The organism is Pigmentiphaga kullae, assembly GCF_004216695.1.
Lineage (GTDB): Bacteria > Pseudomonadota > Gammaproteobacteria > Burkholderiales > Burkholderiaceae_B > Pigmentiphaga > Pigmentiphaga kullae.
This window is the reverse complement of sequence record NZ_SGXC01000002.1, coordinates 1580732-1595816: the sequence shown is the minus strand read 5'-3', so window position 1 is coordinate 1595816 and position 15085 is coordinate 1580732. Positions and strand designations below refer to the sequence as shown.

14 protein-coding genes and 1 pseudogene are annotated in these 15085 nt (G+C 67.8%); 7 read left to right on the top strand and 8 right to left on the bottom strand.

Annotated features, from left to right (window positions below; genetic code table 11):
* The first annotated feature begins 143 nt into the window (after positions 1-143).
* From EV675_RS21860 to EV675_RS21850, 3 genes are all read left to right on the top strand, one after another.
* A complete protein-coding gene (locus EV675_RS21860; protein WP_130359738.1) occupies positions 144-1748 on the top strand; it encodes a sensor histidine kinase in 1605 nt (534 codons plus the stop codon).
* A complete protein-coding gene (locus tag EV675_RS21855) occupies positions 1745-2362 on the top strand; it encodes a response regulator transcription factor (protein WP_130359736.1) in 618 nt (205 codons plus the stop codon). Before EV675_RS21860 ends, EV675_RS21855 begins: the two co-directional genes overlap by 4 nt.
* A gap of 91 nt (positions 2363-2453) precedes the next feature.
* The gene (locus EV675_RS21850) at positions 2454-2924 is read left to right on the top strand and encodes a GlcG/HbpS family heme-binding protein (RefSeq protein WP_130359734.1); all 471 of its coding nucleotides are present in this window, start codon (positions 2454-2456) and stop codon (positions 2922-2924) included.
* Between the two features lie 22 nt (positions 2925-2946).
* Here EV675_RS21850 and EV675_RS21845 read toward each other — a convergent pair whose 3' ends face one another.
* Positions 2947-4092: a JmjC domain-containing protein gene (locus tag EV675_RS21845; protein ID WP_130359732.1), complete on the bottom strand. Its 1146-nt coding sequence runs from the start codon at positions 4090-4092 to the stop codon at positions 2947-2949.
* Between the two features lie 107 nt (positions 4093-4199).
* Between EV675_RS21845 and EV675_RS21840 the strand changes: the two genes are divergently transcribed.
* Positions 4200-4775 (top strand): FKBP-type peptidyl-prolyl cis-trans isomerase, encoded by a 576-nt coding sequence (locus tag EV675_RS21840; protein ID WP_423213237.1) that lies wholly within the window; start codon positions 4200-4202, stop codon positions 4773-4775.
* Between the two features lie 7 nt (positions 4776-4782).
* Here EV675_RS21840 and EV675_RS21835 read toward each other — a convergent pair whose 3' ends face one another.
* Both EV675_RS21835 and mutS read right to left on the bottom strand, forming a co-directional pair.
* Complete coding sequence (locus EV675_RS21835; protein WP_130359728.1) at positions 4783-5823, bottom strand: hypothetical protein; 1041 nt, start codon at positions 5821-5823, stop codon at positions 4783-4785.
* The gene (mutS, locus tag EV675_RS21830) at positions 5820-8444 is read right to left on the bottom strand and encodes a DNA mismatch repair protein MutS (RefSeq protein WP_423213234.1); all 2625 of its coding nucleotides are present in this window, start codon (positions 8442-8444) and stop codon (positions 5820-5822) included. Before mutS ends, EV675_RS21835 begins: the two co-directional genes overlap by 4 nt.
* A 215-nt stretch (positions 8445-8659) precedes the next feature.
* Between mutS and EV675_RS21825 the strand changes: the two genes are divergently transcribed.
* Together EV675_RS21825 and EV675_RS21820 are read left to right on the top strand one after the other, a co-directional pair.
* A complete protein-coding gene (locus tag EV675_RS21825; protein WP_130359726.1) occupies positions 8660-8917 on the top strand; it encodes a type II toxin-antitoxin system Phd/YefM family antitoxin in 258 nt (85 codons plus the stop codon).
* A gap of 9 nt (positions 8918-8926) precedes the next feature.
* Entirely contained in the window at positions 8927-9340 is a 414-nt protein-coding gene (locus EV675_RS21820) for a type II toxin-antitoxin system VapC family toxin (protein ID WP_130359724.1), read from the top strand.
* A 96-nt stretch (positions 9341-9436) separates the two neighbouring features.
* Here EV675_RS21820 and EV675_RS21815 read toward each other — a convergent pair whose 3' ends face one another.
* The 3 genes and pseudogenes from EV675_RS21815 to EV675_RS21805 all read right to left on the bottom strand — a co-directional run bounded on the left by EV675_RS21815 (position 9437) and on the right by EV675_RS21805 (position 10936).
* Positions 9437-10243 (bottom strand): arylamine N-acetyltransferase family protein, encoded by an 807-nt coding sequence (locus EV675_RS21815; protein WP_165404704.1) that lies wholly within the window; start codon positions 10241-10243, stop codon positions 9437-9439.
* 17 nt (positions 10244-10260) lie between these two features.
* Positions 10261-10635: pseudogene (locus EV675_RS21810) on the bottom strand (YkvA family protein); the annotation flags it as partial.
* Between the two features lie 25 nt (positions 10636-10660).
* Positions 10661-10936: a metal/formaldehyde-sensitive transcriptional repressor gene (locus EV675_RS21805; RefSeq protein ID WP_130359718.1), complete on the bottom strand. Its 276-nt coding sequence runs from the start codon at positions 10934-10936 to the stop codon at positions 10661-10663.
* Positions 10937-11007: 71 nt separating this feature from the next.
* On the opposite strand from EV675_RS21805, the gene dmeF reads away from it, so the two are divergent.
* Positions 11008-11967 (top strand): CDF family Co(II)/Ni(II) efflux transporter DmeF, encoded by a 960-nt coding sequence (dmeF, locus tag EV675_RS21800; RefSeq protein WP_130359716.1) that lies wholly within the window; start codon positions 11008-11010, stop codon positions 11965-11967.
* A gap of 25 nt (positions 11968-11992) precedes the next feature.
* Here dmeF and EV675_RS21795 read toward each other — a convergent pair whose 3' ends face one another.
* Positions 11993-12679, bottom strand: coding sequence for a tetratricopeptide repeat protein (locus tag EV675_RS21795; RefSeq protein ID WP_165404703.1), 687 nt, complete (start codon positions 12677-12679; stop codon positions 11993-11995).
* Between the two features lie 40 nt (positions 12680-12719).
* The gene (locus EV675_RS21790) at positions 12720-15065 is read right to left on the bottom strand and encodes an MBL fold metallo-hydrolase (RefSeq protein ID WP_130359712.1); all 2346 of its coding nucleotides are present in this window, start codon (positions 15063-15065) and stop codon (positions 12720-12722) included.
* Positions 15066-15085 lie beyond the last annotated feature (20 nt).

The window sequence follows — 15085 nt, the reverse complement described above, 5'->3', positions numbered from 1 at the left end:
GACGAGAAAACGGTATGGGCGAACAATATCGCCATGGATCGAATTATAGATCGCCTATATCCGATATGCCCCCCGGTACAGGGAGATCCCGGTACGTCGGGGAGGGCGCGACCGGGCGCCTGCAAGTACTATCTGCATCCATGATGAAACGTCAATCCGCGCTGGCCGCCGTTCTGGCGGGGGCCTGGCTGGTGCTGGCGCTGGCCGGCGCCGTCTTGCTGTATCGACAGGCCCTGGACCGGCTGCGCGCGGACCTGGACGGCGCGGCCGATGCCGTGGCCGGTCTCGTGTCGCAGCGCATCGCGCAGCATGACGCCCACCTGACCAGCATGGCGGCGCTGGCGCAGCGATCCGATCGCATCCTGCTCGACGAGATCGGGCAGGTGGCGGGCGCGATCCGCGCGTTCTATCCCCGCATCGAGGCGGTGGACCTGGTCGGCTGGGAGAACACCTCGTCCCCGTCCGGCTGGCATACGCTGGTGTCCAGCCGCCGGTCGGGCCTCCCGCCTCTTGAACCGCAACGCCTGGGCCCGGTGATCGCGACGGCCCAGCCCGGGCGGCCGGTCAGCACGGTGCCGCAGGCCGGCCAGTCCCGCTATCTGCTGGTCAAGCGATTGCCGCCCGCCGCGGGCCAACTGGCGCTGGTGCTGACCGTGGACTTGACGGAGCTGGTCGCCGCCGATGAATTGCCCATGGGGACGCGGCTGGCCCTGCGCCTGGATGGCGCGGCGGCCCGGATCGACCATGGCGCGGTCCCGCCGGGGCAGGGGCTGCATCCGCCGGCCATGGCGGCGGTGCGCATGCTGGAGAATGCCGGCCAGCCCATCATGCTGCGCCTGTCCCGGCATCCGGGATGGGGGGACCTGGCGCTGGGCAGGCCGCTGGCATTGCTGGTGCTGGTCTCCCTGGCCCTGCTGGCGCTGGCGGCCTTGCTGGCGGTGCAGCGGCGCCGCGCCGTCCAGGCCCGGGGCGAGGCCGAGCGGGCCCGCCAGGCGGGGCGGCTCAGCAAGCAGGAAGCCACCCTGGCGCACGCGGCGCGGGTCAATGCGATGGGGGAAATGGCCTCGGGCATCGCGCACGAATTGAACCAGCCGCTGACCGCGCTGCTGAGCCAGAGCCAGGCAGCGCTGCGCCTGGCCGATCTGTCCGGCGACCTGCCCGACGCCATGCGCCGCGTGCTGGAGTCCAACGTGCAGCAGGCCCGCCGGGCCGCGGACATCCTGGCTCGCATGCGCGCCTACGTCGGCGCCGACCCGCCCGCGGCGCAGGCCTGCGACCTGGGCGAGGTCGCCGCCGACATGGTGGCGCTGATGGGGGCGGACCTGTCGGCGCGCGGCGTGCGCCTCGATACGGAGGTGGCCGTGCCGCCGCCCGTCGCGTGGGTGGACCGGGTGCAGGCGGGGCAGGTCATGCACAACCTGATCCGCAATGCCGCCGACGCCCTGGCGGCGGTGCCCGAGGACCGCCGGCGCATCGTGCTGCACATCGATCAAGCCGACGGCATGGCGCGCATCGTGGTCGACGACGACGGCCCGGGGGTGGCGCCCGGCATGCTGGCGCACGTCTTCGAGCCCTTCCGTTCCGACAAGGAGGACGGCATGGGGCTGGGGCTGGCCATCTGCGAAAGCATCGTCCACCATTTCGACGGCAGCATCTCGGCGGCCAACCGGCCCGAGGGCGGCGCGCGGTTCACCGTGCTGCTGCCGCTGGCCCGCGGCCGGAAACCTTCGCAGGAGCCCATGGCGTGACTTCCCAACCTCCCGTCTATCTGGTCGACGACGACCGCGCCGTGCGCGACGCGGTGGCGCTGCTGCTGTCCACGTATGGCCTGCGCGTGGAGACTTTCGCCCACCCGCTGGATTTCCTGTCCCGCCAGCCCGAGCTGGAGCCGGGCTGCATCGTGCTGGACCTGCGCATGCCCGCCATCACGGGCCTGCAACTGCAGCAGAAGCTCCAGGAGTCGGGCTGCGGCTGGCCCATCGTCCTGCTGACCGGCCATGGCGACATGCAGGCATGCCGGCGTGCCTTCAAGGCGGGCGCGGTGGATTTCCTGAGCAAGCCGGTGGACGAGCACGTGCTGATGGAGGCGGTCAACGCCGCCTTCGCCGCGCTGGCACGCTATCGCGAACAGGACGAGCAGCGCGCGCTGCTCGCGCGCCTGACCGAGCGCGAGCGCGAGGTGCTGGTCCTGGTGGCGCAGGGCTACGCGACCAAGGAGATCGCCGCCGCGCTGGAGCTGTCTCCGCGCACCGTCGAAACCCATCGCGCCCATATTTCCGAGAAGATAGGCAGCACTTCGGTGGTCGAGTTCGCGCGCCTGGCGCAGGCGAGCCTGGAACCGGGGCCAGGAGGGAATCCGTAGCGCTACGGATGCCGGTGCGTAGCGAGCACGATGGGCGGCGGACGCGTCGGCGAGCACACTGCGGGTGTCGATTCCACAGGAGGAAAAAACGATGTCCCGTCTGCTCAAAACCCTGTTCGTCCTGGCTGCCTGTGCCGGTTCCAGCGCCTACGCGCAAACGCCCGCGTCGCTGACGCTGTCCCAGGCCACCGAGCTGGCCCAGACCGCCGTGCAAGCCTGCGCGGCCAAGAACTACCAGGTCGCCGCCACCGTGGTCGACCGCGGCGGCAACGTGCTGGCCATGCTGCGTTCCGACCTGTCGGGCCCGCACACCGCCGACGCTTCGCGCCGCAAGGCCTACACCTCGCTGACGATGCGCGCGCCCACCTCGGCGCTGGCCAATGCCATCGAGAACAACCCCGGCGCGCGCCAACTGGTGGCGATCGACGACTTCCTGATCCTGGCGGGCGGCGTGCCCATCAAGGTCGGCAACGAGACCATCGGCGCGATCGGCGTCGGCGGCGCGCCGGGCGGCAACCTGGACGAGGAATGCATCAACGTCGCGCTGGCCGCCCGCAAGTAGGCAAGGCCGGCGAAGCGTGGTTTCAGGGGCGGTAGTGCAGCCATCCTGAGTCCAGCCATTCCTGCAGGGCCGCGCGTTCGTCGTCGCCGGGTTTCGCCCAGGCGCACGCCAGCCGACGCAGGTCCGCCAGTCCACGAAGGGCCGGGGTCGCATCGACCTCGGCTCTTTCGCCGTTGATGAACAGCATCCGGCCACGGTGGATCATCAGCGTGCGGCGGTCCAGCACCAGCTCGCCCGACGGCGGCCAATCCATTTCCAGGTCCGGCAGTGTCGCGGGGTCGGGCGGGTCGAACACGACTTCGGGCTTGGGCTCGGTCAGCCAGCAGCCCAGGTGGCGCGCGGCCAGCGCCGCGTCGAACTTCACCGCCGAGACGGCGGCCAGCGCGGCCTCGACCATGGCTTCGGGCAGGGCGGCGGGCTGCCGCGCCGCGGGCTGGCCGGCATCCTTGTAGTGGCCGCGCAGCGCCGGCGGCAGACGCTCGGTCAGCGACTCGGACGCGAATTCCAGCATGCCGCGCGCCAGTTCGGCCAGCGACGGCGAGCGGAAACCGATGGAGATCGTCATGCAGTCGTCGCCTTCGGCGATGCCGTCGTGAGCGTAGGCGGGCGGCAGGTACAGCATGTCGCCCGCTTCCAGCACGAATTCCTCGGTGGGTTCGAAATGGCGCAGCACCTTGAGCGGCGCGTCGGGGTCCAGCTCCAGGTCGCGCTGGCGGCCGATGCGCCAGCGCCGGCGTCCGCTGGCCTGCAAGAGGAAGACGTCGTAGCTGTCGAAATGCGGGCCGACGCCGCCGCGATCGGTGGCGATGCTGATCATCACGTCGTCCAGCCGCGCATCGGGAACGAAGCGGAATTGCGCCATCAGATCGGCCGCCGCGTCGTCGTGCAGGTTCACCCCCTGGACCAGCAGCGTCCATTCAGGCTCGCGCGCCGGCGGCAGCCGTCCGAACGGGCCGCGCTCCATCTGCCAGGCGCCTTGCTCGCGCCAGACCAGCCTGGACTCGACTTCGTCCCGGCGGGCCAGTCGCTTGACCTGGGCGATGGACAGCGGCGGGCGGAGGTTCTCGAAGGCGCCGCGTATCAGCAGCGGCTTGCGCTGCCAGTGGCGCTGCATGAACCGGGATGGCGAGAGGCCGCCCAGGAGGCGGGTGGGAAGGTCGGGATTCATGGAGATGCTTCGGGTCCGGGAGGGGCGGGGGCCAGCCTGTAGAATGAAAGGCCATCCAACGTATACGGGAAACCAAGATTATGACCGCTTCCAACAGCGATCCGGCCCTGGCCGTCGGCGAGAATACCGTCGTCACGGTCGAGTTCTGGATCATGAGCACGGACGGGGAAGCGCTCGATGACAGCGATGGCCCCGTGAGCTTTCTCCATCGCGGGCTGGACAGCCTGCTGCCCCGCCTGGACGACGGCCTGGAAGGCAAGACCGCCGGTTTCGAGCAGACCTTCCATCTCGAGCCGAGCGACGCGTTCGGCGACTACGATCCGGAGCTGCTGCGGGTCGAGCCGCGTTCGCGTTTCCCGGAGCCGATCGAGGTCGGCATGCAGTTCGAAGGCGTGCCCGGCGATGCCGAGGACGGCGAGGAAACCGAGGTCGAGCCCGATGACGGCGACAGCGACGAGAACGCGTTGATCTTCTCGGTTACCGACCTGACCGACGACAAGGTGGTGCTGGACGCCAACCATCCCTATGCGGGCATGGCGCTGCGCGTGCGCATCAAGCTGCTGGAGGTCCGGCCGGCCGACCCGGAAGAAATCGAGCAGGGATACGCCGACAGCGACGAGGAAAGCGACGATATCCTGGATGCGCTGATCGAGGCCCGGCGCAACCCCGGTACGCTGCACTGAACAGGCCCTAGCGGGGCTGCGGAGGACGCAGCACCGTGTTGGCGTTTTCTATCCGGAAGACGTCCCGGTTGCCGGGCTCCACGCTCACCTTGAGCCAGTGGGCGGGGTCCGGCGCGGCGGGCACCGCGACGCGCGCCACGTGCTGCAATGTCTTGCCGTTGAATTTGACCGGATGATCCGCCAGGGCATGGCCCGGCCGGCCGCGGTCGTGTGAGGGGCCGCCGCCGTGTACGACCAGCACCTGGCCCGCATATTTGGCGGCCAGCCGGGCCAGGTCGGCCTTCAGCGCGGCATACGGATCGACCCCGCCGGCCAGCGTGTGCCGGCCCTCGAAGTGCGGGTCGGCGGAGAAGGCCAGGACCAGTCCGCGCGCCTTGAGCCGCGTGGCGGTCGCGAAGGCCTGCCGCAGCCACGAGGTATCGGCCTGGATTCTCTCCTCGTATTCACCGTTGCGTCCGGCGCCCGTGCGGTAGTTGTTCTGGTTGCCCGGGACGTTCAGGGTGACGAACAGCACGTCGCCGTATTCCCAGCGCGCATTCTCGGGATAGCCGCGGAAGCGCGCGGTCTCGCTCTGGCGCTGCAGGTTCAGCTTCAGCATGCCCAGCGAATCGTCCGGGTCGAAAAACAGCTCGCGCAGCCGGTTCAGGCGTTCGACCGGGCCGAACTGCCCCGCGGCGGGGCGGTCGCATTCGGCCCAGTCGTGCTCGCCCGGCACCAGCACTAGTGGGACCGGACTGCCGTCCAGCAGGGCGTGCCGGCGGGCATAGGTCTTGTCGTCGCAGCGCTCGTCGCGCCCCTTGATGTTGCCGGTGTGGATGGCCAGGTCGGTCTCGGTGCCGAACTGGGCCAGCATCTGGGCGACGGCGGTTTCGTCGCCGTCGTGCGCGGGCACGCTGCCCAGCAGGGCGAAGGCGAAACCCTGGCGGGCCGCATAGCCCGATTCGGCATTGGTGGTGGCGGCCGCCGCCGGCGCCATGGCCGCGCATGCCAGCGCCGCCGCCAGCAGCAGGCGGGGCCAGGAAAGCGGGCGCGGCGTCGGTGCGGTCATTGCGGCAGGGCCAGGCTCTTGAGCCGGTAGAGTTCGTCCAGCGCCTCGCGCGGGCTCAGTCGGTCCGGGTCGATGCCGTCCAGCGCGTCCCGCACGGCTTCCAGGGCGTGGTCGCGCGCCTGTTCCAGCTCCTGCGCTTCGGCGGCCTCGTCCTGCGGCGGCGCGAACAGCGCCATCTGCGGGACCTGGGCCCCCTGCGTCTCCAGCTTTTCCAGTTCACGCCGCGCCATGCGCACGACCGCGGCGGGGATGCCCGCGCGCTGCGCGACCTGGATCCCGTAGCTGCGGCTCGCGGGGCCTTCGCGCACCTCGTGCAGGAAGACGATGCCCTTGTGCGATTCCGCCGCGGCCAGGTGGACGTTGGCGACCTCGGGGCGTACCGAGGGCAGGCGGGTCAATTCGAAATAGTGCGTGGCGAACAGGGTCAGCGCGCGGTTCTGCGACACGAGCTGGAAGGCGATCGCCCAGGCCAGGGCCAGGCCGTCGTAGGTCGAGGTGCCGCGGCCGATCTCGTCCATCAGCACCAGGCTGTCGGACGTGCTGGACGACAGGATGGCGGCGGCCTCGATCATCTCCATCATGAAGGTGGAGCGTCCGCCCGCCAGGTCGTCGGCGGCGCCGATCCGGGTGAACACCCGGTCGATGCGGCCGATGCGGGCCGCCCGCGCGGGCACGAAGCTGCCGATGCGCGCCAGCAGCACGATCAGCGCGGTCTGCCGCATGTAGGTCGACTTACCGCCCATGTTGGGGCCGGTGATCAGCAGCATGCGGCGGGTCTGCGCCAGCCGGCAGTCATTCGGCGTGAAGCGTTCGATGACCCGCTCCACCACCGGATGGCGGCCCTGTTCGATCTGGATCTCGGCCGTGTCCAGCAGTTCGGGCGCGACCCAGTCGTTCGTGCGGGCATGGAAGGCGAGGGCGGCCAGCACGTCGATCTCGGCCAGCGCCGCGGCCGTGCGCGTCAGCGCCCGCACGTGCGGCGCCAGCGTGTCCAGCAACTGCTCGTACAGCCATTTCTCGCGCGCCAGGGCGCGATCCTGGGCGGACAGGATCTTGTCCTCCCAGGTCTTGAGTTCGGGAGTGATGTAGCGTTCGGCGTTCTTGAGCGTCTGGCGGCGGCGGTAGTCGTCGGGGACCTTGTCGGTCTGGCCGCGCGTGACCTCGATGAAGAAGCCATGCACCCGGTTGAATTCCACGCGCAGGTTGGCGATGCCCGTGCGTTCCCGTTCGCGCTTCTCCAACTGCACCAGGAAATCGCCGCTGTGCGATTCCAGTGCGCGCAACTCGTCCAGCTCGGGATCGAAGCCGGCGGCCAGCACGCCACCGTCGCGCACGTTGACGCCGGGCTCGGCGGCGACGGCGCGTGTCAGCAGTTCGGCGATGGCCGGATCGGGGGCGAGCTGGGCCGCCAGTTCGGGCAGCCGCGCCTGCGTGTCGGCCGACAGCATCGAGCCTTCGCCGGCCAGGCGCAGCACCATGGCGTGCAACCCGGGCAGCAGCGCCAGCGCGTCGCGCAGGCTGGCCAGTTCCCGCGGCCGTACCGAGCGCAGGGCCACGCGCGCGGAGATGCGTTCCACGTCCGGCAGCGGCGCCAGCGCATCCTGCAGCAGGCGTGGGTCGCCGCCGTCCAGCAAGGTTTCGATGGCGCGCAGGCGGGCGGCGGCGGGCTCGTTGTCGCGCAGGGGATGGTGCAGCCAGCGGCGCAGCAGCCGGCTGCCCATGGGCGTCTGGCAGTGGTCCAGCACCGAGAACAGCGTGGGGGATTCCTCGCCGCGCAGGGTCTCGGTCAGTTCCAGGTTGCGCCGCGTGACGGGGTCGAGCAGCACGTACTGGCTGGCGCGGTCGGCGGTCAGCTGCTGCACGTGCGCCAGCGCCTGGGACTGCGTGTTCGAGACGTAGCGCAGCAGCGCGCCGGCGGCGCAGATGGCCTCGGGCATGTCCTCGACGTCGAAGCCGGCCAGCGAGTCCGTGCCGAAGTGGTTCAGCAATTGCTGGCGCGCGCCGCTGGTCTCGAAATGCCAGACCGGCACCGGGCTGATGGGGGCGCTGAAGTCGACCGGCAGCGGCTGGCCTTCGGCCAGGATCACTTCCGCCGGCGAGATGCGATGCAGCTCGCTCGCCAGCAGGGCCGGCGCGCATTCGGTCAGTCGGAATTCACCGCTGGCCAGGTTCAGCCAGGCAATGCCCACGCGGCCCGTCTTGCCGTTGCCCGGCTGGACCGCGGCGATGGCGCGATCGGCCTTGGCTGGAAGCAGGGCCTCGTCGGTCAGCGTGCCGGGCGTCACGATGCGGACGATGCGGCGTTCCACCGGTCCCTTCGAGGCGGCGGGGTCGCCGATCTGTTCGCAGATCGCGACCGATTCGCCCAGCTTGACCAGCCTGCCCAGGTACTGCTCGACGGCGTGGAAAGGCACGCCCGCCATCCGTATGGGCACGCCATTGGAGGCGCCGCGGGTGGTCAACGTCAGGTTCAGGAGACGCGAGGCTTTTTCCGCATCGTCGTAGAACAGCTCGTAGAAATCGCCCATGCGGTAGAACAGCAGCAGAGGGCCGGCTTCGGCCTTCAGGCGGAGATACTGCTGCATCATGGGGGTGTGGGCGCTGGTATCCGATTCTTTCATTAAAAATCAATAAGTTCTTGAGGCGCTGGATGAGAGCATGGACAACTTTGGCCGAGTTTGGCCGGAAGGGCGAAGCGCCGTCCCTGCCAGATATGGCATTGTAGTGAGGGCTTTCGACTACCGGGCGAGTATGAGACAGATTGCCACGGATCGATTGTAGGAGATGGAGTCAAGTTGTAAACTAGTCAGGTGACTAGTCTTTATCGGGGTGCACCATGAAAAGCTGGGCTGTACAGGACGCAAAGGCGCGCTTCAGCGAGTTTCTCGAGGCTTGTCTCTCGGACGGGCCGCAGATGGTGACCAAGCGTGGCGCCGAAGCCGCCGTGCTCGTCCCCGCCGCCGAATGGAGGCGGCTGCATGCCGCGGCCAAGCCGTCGCTGAAGGAACTGCTGCTTTCGGATGAGGCACGCACGGAGTGCCTCGTGCCGCCGCGAGGCGCGGCGCGGCGCCGACGCATTGCGCCGATTCGTTGAGTGCACCGCATGTATCTGCTGGACACCAACGTCATTTCCGAATTGCGCCGGCCACGCCCACACGGCGCGGTCGTTGCGTGGCTCCGGTCTGTTGCCGACGGAGACCTCTATCTGTCGGCGGTGACGCTGGGCGAGATCGAGGCCGGCATCGAACTGACGCGCGACCAGGACGCGGACAAGGCTGACGAAATCGCCCACTGGGCCGATCTGGTGGCTGCGTCCTACAACGTCCTTCCCATGGATGCGGAAACCTTCAGGCGCTGGGCGCGTCTGATGCACCGGCGTTCCGAGACACTCTATGAAGATGCAATGATTGCCGCTACCGCGCAGCAGCATCAACTGGTAGTGGTGACACGCAACGCTGGCGATTTCGCTCATTTCGAGGTGGAGGTTTTCAATCCGTTCGAGGTCAGGAAGGCGTGACGAGGCGTTTCTGCATGGTGATGACATGTGAAATGTGATCCGAGGGCAGGCGGACGAATACAAGCCATCACCTTCGTTCAGCCACTCATACAAAGGTCAGATCCGCGTCGACTCGAGCTCTTCGATGGTCAGGGCGATTCCGAAATGTCCGTGCAGCGCCGCTTGGAGCGCCTGCGGACCGTCCAGCACCTGTTCCCGGGCGTGGCCATCGGCCTCCCGTATCTTCAATATGCGGCCGGACAAGGTCACCCGGCGGCCTTCGGGCAGTACCCGCGCCGCGGTGAGTCCTTGCAGAAAGTGCGAAGCGGGATGCGTGCTGGTGTACCAGTTCGCTACCTCGCGGTCGACCATGGGCATGTCCTCGCCGGTGAACTCGTAGACGTCGATCCACTGGCCGGCATGCTGCACCTGGTGGTACCACTTGCCGTCCTCGCGCACCAGGCGCCGCACGTCGTGGGACGTGGGCTGGGGCACGCCGTCCTCCAGCCGCAGGGCGCGGGTGAGCGAAGTCGCGCCGACACCGACGTCGGTGATCCAGTCCTGTCCGTCCAGGTTGACCGCCAGCGTCAGGTGCGTGCGCTGGACCATGATGCTGCGATCGGCCGTGCTCAGGCGCACCCGTGCCGCCAGGGGGCGCACGGCAAAGCCCAGCCGCGCGAGCAGTTCCAGGAACAGGCCGTTCAACTCGAAGCAATAGCCGCCGCGGCGCGCGGCAACGAGCTTGTCGTACAGGCGCTGGGGTTCGAGGTGGATGGGCCGGCGCAGCAGCACGTCCAGGTTCTCGAACGGAATGGATTGCGAGTGGGCGCGGGTCAGCGCATCCAGCGCCGCGAGGGAAGGGGCCGTGGAACCCTGGTATCCGAGCCGTGCCAGGTACGCGTCGATGTCGAACGTATTGCCCACGGGGTCTCCTTGTCGAGTCAGGCGAACGCCGCCTTCCGGAAGAAGACTAACAGGACCAGGGCTGCGGCGAGCACCCATATCGCGACGAATACCGCCGCCGCGGTTCGGCTGACCGGCCGGTTCGACATGTCCGCCGCCGCTCGCCGGAATTCGGCCATCAGGTCGGCGGGGATGAGGCGCACGACCAGCAGGATGCCGAGCGGGACGATGATGAGGTCGTCCAGGTACCCCAGCACGGGGATGAAGTCCGGGATGAGGTCGATGGGCGAGACCGCGTAGGCGGCCACCAGCAGGGCGAGCAACTTGGCCATCCTGGGTGTCCGGGGATCGCGGGCCGCCAGCCAGATCGCGACCACATCCTGCTTGATGCGCCGGGCCCACTGCTTCATCCGCTTGATCATGGTGCGCGTCCAGCCCTTACTTCATGTAGGACCGCACGGCTGCCACGACTTCTTCCAGGTCGGCCGCCCGCACGTCGGCGGGCACGTCGGCCTGGCCCAGGTGTTCGCGGATGTGTCCCTCCAGCACCTGGGCCATGAGCCCGTTCACGGCGCCCCGTATCGCGGCGATCTGCTGCAGGATGGCCACGCATTCCACCTGCTGGCCAAGGGCGTTCTCCAGGGCCTCGGCCTGCCCCTTGATCCGGCGCACGCGCGTCAGGAGCTGCTTCTGGTTGTGGATGGTGTGTGCCATGGATGGCCCTCGCTGCCGGATGAACTATACTGGGGTATAGTATACAATCCCATCGCCGAGCAGGCTGCTTCATGTCGACATCCGCCACCCCCGAGAATTGGACGCACAGCCACGTCTTCGACGAAGGCAACCCCCTGGCCGAACGCAATACCCGCTGGGCGGTCCTGCTTACCGCGACGATGATGGTGGTCGAGATCCTTGGCGGCTACGTCTTCAATTCGATGGCGCTGCTGGCCGACGGGTGGCACATGAGCTCGCACGCGCTGGCGCTCGGGCTGGCGGTGCTGGCGTACGGCGCGGCGCGGCGTTATGCCCATGACCGGCGCTTCGCTTTCGGAACCTGGAAGATCGAGGTGCTGGGCGGTTACACGAGCGCCTTGTTCCTGGCCGGGGTGGCCGCCCTGATGTTGTACGAGTCCGTGGAGCGGCTGATGGCTCCCACGCCCATCCACTACGATCAGGCGATCGCCATCGCGGCCGTCGGCCTGGCCATCAATCTCGCATGCGCCTGGCTGCTCAAGGACGGGCATCATGGGCATGGCCATGGCCACGATCACGACCATGGGCACGGCCATGCACACGCGCACGGCAGCGACCTGAACCTGCGTTCCGCCTATCTGCACGTCGTTGCCGACGCCGCCACTTCCGTACTGGCCATCGTCGCCTTGTTCGGCGGCAAGCTCTGGGGCGCGGCCTGGCTGGACCCGGTCATGGGCATCGTCGGCGCCGGCCTGGTGGCCGTCTGGGCGTATGGCCTGCTGCGCGCCTCGGGCAAGGTCCTGCTCGATGCGGAGATGGATGCGCCGGTGGTGGCCGAGATCCACGAGGCGATCGAGGCGTGCCCATTCCAGGCGACCATTACCGATCTGCACGTCTGGCGGGTCGGCAAAGGCAAGTACGCCTGCATCCTGGGCCTGGTGACCGATACGCAAGCCACCCCTTCCTATTTCCGGGAGGTATTGGCCGTCCATGAAGAACTGGCGCACGTCACCGTGGAGGTCAATCGCATACCGGCCGTTCCGTCCGCGTGACCTGGCGTCCTGGTCCCAAGAGGCCCTAATGGTCGTGCGCGTCTTCCTCCTCATCGTCGTGGGGAGCGACGCCTTCGCGCGATTTCTTCAGCCACGCCTTGCCCTGTTCAAGGTTTAGGGGAACGCCGTCCCCTTCCAGGTAGGCACGTCCCAGCCTGGCCTGAGCCACCGGGTTGCCCGCCTGGGCCGCACGTTCCAGCCAGGCGACGGCTGTTCGCGTATCCCTGGGGACTCCCCGGCCCGCGGCATAGGCCAGGTACAGCTCGTACTGCGACCGGGGGGAGCAGCGGTCATCCCTGGCGGCGGCCAGCCGATGCCATTTGAATGCCTCCTTGTCGTCGCGCGGAGCGCCCCCCAGTCCTTTCTTGTAGAAATCGCCCAGCATGCATTGCGCGATCGCCGAGCCGCCCGCCGCCGCCTTGCCGAACAGGCGGAAGGCCTGGGCGAGATCCTTGGCGACGCGGTCATTGCCGTTGTAGTAAATGAAGGCAAGGTCGACCTGCGCGGGGCCGTGCCCGAGCTCGGCGGCCTTGCGCATGTAGTCGAAGGACTTCCGTCGATCGAGCGCCGCGCCTGTCAGGCCACTGTAATGGCGCGCCATTGCGTATGCCGCCGCTGCATCGTCGCCGGCCCGCGCGCCGGGAAGACTCACCCCGGCGACTACGGCAACCCATCCGCCCAGGATCAGCCGCGCTGTGATGCGCGAGGGCACGGCCTTTTTTCGCGGCCGTTCCCCTGTCCCGACAACGGCCTTAGCGGAAGGCATCGGCGACGTTGGCCGGTACGACGATCTCGCTCGCCGGCGTGAGCGAGAGGGTGACCGTTCGGCCCTTGGCGACCCTGGCCAGGACGGCTTGGGCCTCGGCCAGGCTGTTCAGGCGCTGGGTGCGCAGATATTCGGGCGGATGAAAGGTGCCCGTGGCCGCATGCACCGATTCGACCGGACCGCCGTCATACGTGATCTCGGTGCCCATGCCCGGGCTTGCCTGCCTGTAGCCTTGGGGGATGTAGCCCTTGTATGTGCTGTCCTGCACGTCGACCGCGACCTGGACGTAGAAACCGCCGGGGTCGTTCACGTAGCTGTCGGTCGGGATCACGATGCCCTGGGCCAGCAGCGGAATCGACGGGTTCTTGTTCTGGGCGCCGACGAAACCCTGGACGATCCTTCCTTCGTCCAGCAGCGTCGCCCGGACGTTGGCCAGGCCTGCTTCCCGGCCGGGCTTGAAGGGGCCCGAGGTCTCTATGCTTTTGTACGAGCGGTTGGCTGCATCGCTGGCCTTGTACGAAGCCACCGAGCGACGTTTCTCCAACTGGTTGGCGAATTCGCTCGTGATCCTGCTGCCGCCCACGACCGGCGCATCGTGGACCTTGGACGTCATCGCCTCCATCATCGTCAATGGCCTTGCGGCATTGGCCGGATCCCGGTTATAGGCCTTGAGCGCCTGGTAGACCTCGACGATGGGGTACTGGTTGGTATGCTGCGGCGCTACGAAATCCACCTCGACCGTGCTCTGCAGGTAGCTGAAGCCGTGCTGGAAGGACAGGCGGCGCCAACCGTTGGCGGCGGTCGGCGAGTTCAGGCCGTTGAAACCATACCCGCCGTGATAGCCGAAGGTATAGAACTTGCCGTCGGCAGGATTCTTCACGCGAAAGAGCATGTTGGTGGAACCCGGCGTGTGGCCGGGCGACCAGATCACCATGATCTTCACGTTGCCGAAGTCGTACCACCGGTCGTAGTCGTAGAACTTGCCGGTGCGGGCGCGCAGGATGGTTTCCGACTCGGGCAGGGCGCCGGGGATGTCCCACGCATTGCCTTGCAGGTCGCTCTTGACGCCGGCCACGTCCTCTTTCGAGGCCCAGACGTCCATGGTCTTGCCGGCGTTGTCCATCATCTTGAGCTGCTCGACGGCCGTGCCGTAGTGGTCGGCATGGCCATGCGTGAGCCATAGGTCGGTGACCGACCGGGGATCTATCCCCACCAGCTCCATGTTCTTCCAGTATTGGTAGCCGCTGTTGGGCCAGCCCGCGTCGATCTTGATGACTTTGTCGTCGGACGTGTCCGCGGTTCCCATGTCGGCCTTCAGCACGTATGAGGCCACCTCGTTGTCGCCGACGTAGTACAGGGTGTCCTTCACCATCTCGAACGGCTCGGTGCTGCGCGTGTAGGGCGCGGAGGATACCGAGGTCGCGTTGATGGCCACGTAGGGCAGGCTCGAAACCGGATCGATGCCTTTGTCCGCCAGCATGGGGCTTTGCGTCGGAACGTCCCAGGTGGGTTTGCCGTCGGATCTGGAGGGCGGAGTGAAATACCAGATCGCCACGACCTTGGCGCGATCCGCGTTCAGGTAATTGTTGTCGAACAGCAGATACGCGGCCTGGCGGGAAGTGGTCCCATAGTGGTAGTTGTCGGTGACGGGGATGGCGTCGAATGTGGACGTCTCGCTCTTGGCGTAGTCGTCAGTGTTCACGTTGAACACCCTGGCATAAGGGGCAACGGCGTAGGTTTCCTCGTAGCGCTTGATCGGCGTGGCATATGCCCGGCCCGCCTGGTCCGCGGTGACTATCGTGCCGTCGCCGACGGTAATGGTCGAACCGGTCTTGCCATAGATCCATCCGGCGGCCACCATGGGTCCCGGCGCGCCATCGTTGCGGGTGACCGCCGCACCGTATTTCTGCAGGTTGAACTGGGCAGCGGATGACGAGCCCTTGGACAGAATCACGTTGAAGGCCGGCGAACCATCCTCGGGCACGATGACGGTGCCGGCCGGGGATGCGAGCCAGTCCACGAGATTGCCCGGTACGAGCCCGTCCTTGATCGCCGCCGCGCGTTCCGGCGTGCCGGGCGCGGTGGACAGCGTCTTCAGGCCCGCCTGCGTCAGGACGGTGACATGGACGGTCTGCTTGCCGCCGGAGTCGGTTTCCTGATGGGGAAGGCCTTGCACCAGGCCCGCGGTCCGGAACGATACCGTGGCGCCCGGCGGATCCGGGGGCACGGCGCCTGCGCCGCCGCCGTCGTCGCTCCCGCCACAGCCGGCCAGAAGGGCCGCGGCGATGAATGCCGGCAGCAGTTTTCCTGCATGTCTCGATGCTGTGCTCATCCTGCTGTCTCCTCGGTGTT

Coding starts and splice junctions, on each gene's coding strand:
- EV675_RS21860 (WP_130359738.1), top strand. CDS start 144: ATGAAACGTCAATCCGCGCTGGCCGCCGTTCTGGCGGGGGCCTGGCTG.
- EV675_RS21850 (WP_130359734.1), top strand. CDS start 2,454: ATGTCCCGTCTGCTCAAAACCCTGTTCGTCCTGGCTGCCTGTGCCGGT.
- EV675_RS21845 (WP_130359732.1), bottom strand. CDS start 4,092: ATGAATCCCGACCTTCCCACCCGCCTCCTGGGCGGCCTCTCGCCATCC.
- EV675_RS21835 (WP_130359728.1), bottom strand. CDS start 5,823: ATGACCGCACCGACGCCGCGCCCGCTTTCCTGGCCCCGCCTGCTGCTG.
- mutS (WP_423213234.1), bottom strand. CDS start 8,444: ATGAAAGAATCGGATACCAGCGCCCACACCCCCATGATGCAGCAGTAT.
- EV675_RS21825 (WP_130359726.1), top strand. CDS start 8,660: ATGAAAAGCTGGGCTGTACAGGACGCAAAGGCGCGCTTCAGCGAGTTT.
- EV675_RS21820 (WP_130359724.1), top strand. CDS start 8,927: ATGTATCTGCTGGACACCAACGTCATTTCCGAATTGCGCCGGCCACGC.
- EV675_RS21805 (WP_130359718.1), bottom strand. CDS start 10,936: ATGGCACACACCATCCACAACCAGAAGCAGCTCCTGACGCGCGTGCGC.
- dmeF (WP_130359716.1), top strand. CDS start 11,008: ATGTCGACATCCGCCACCCCCGAGAATTGGACGCACAGCCACGTCTTC.
- EV675_RS21790 (WP_130359712.1), bottom strand. CDS start 15,065: ATGAGCACAGCATCGAGACATGCAGGAAAACTGCTGCCGGCATTCATC.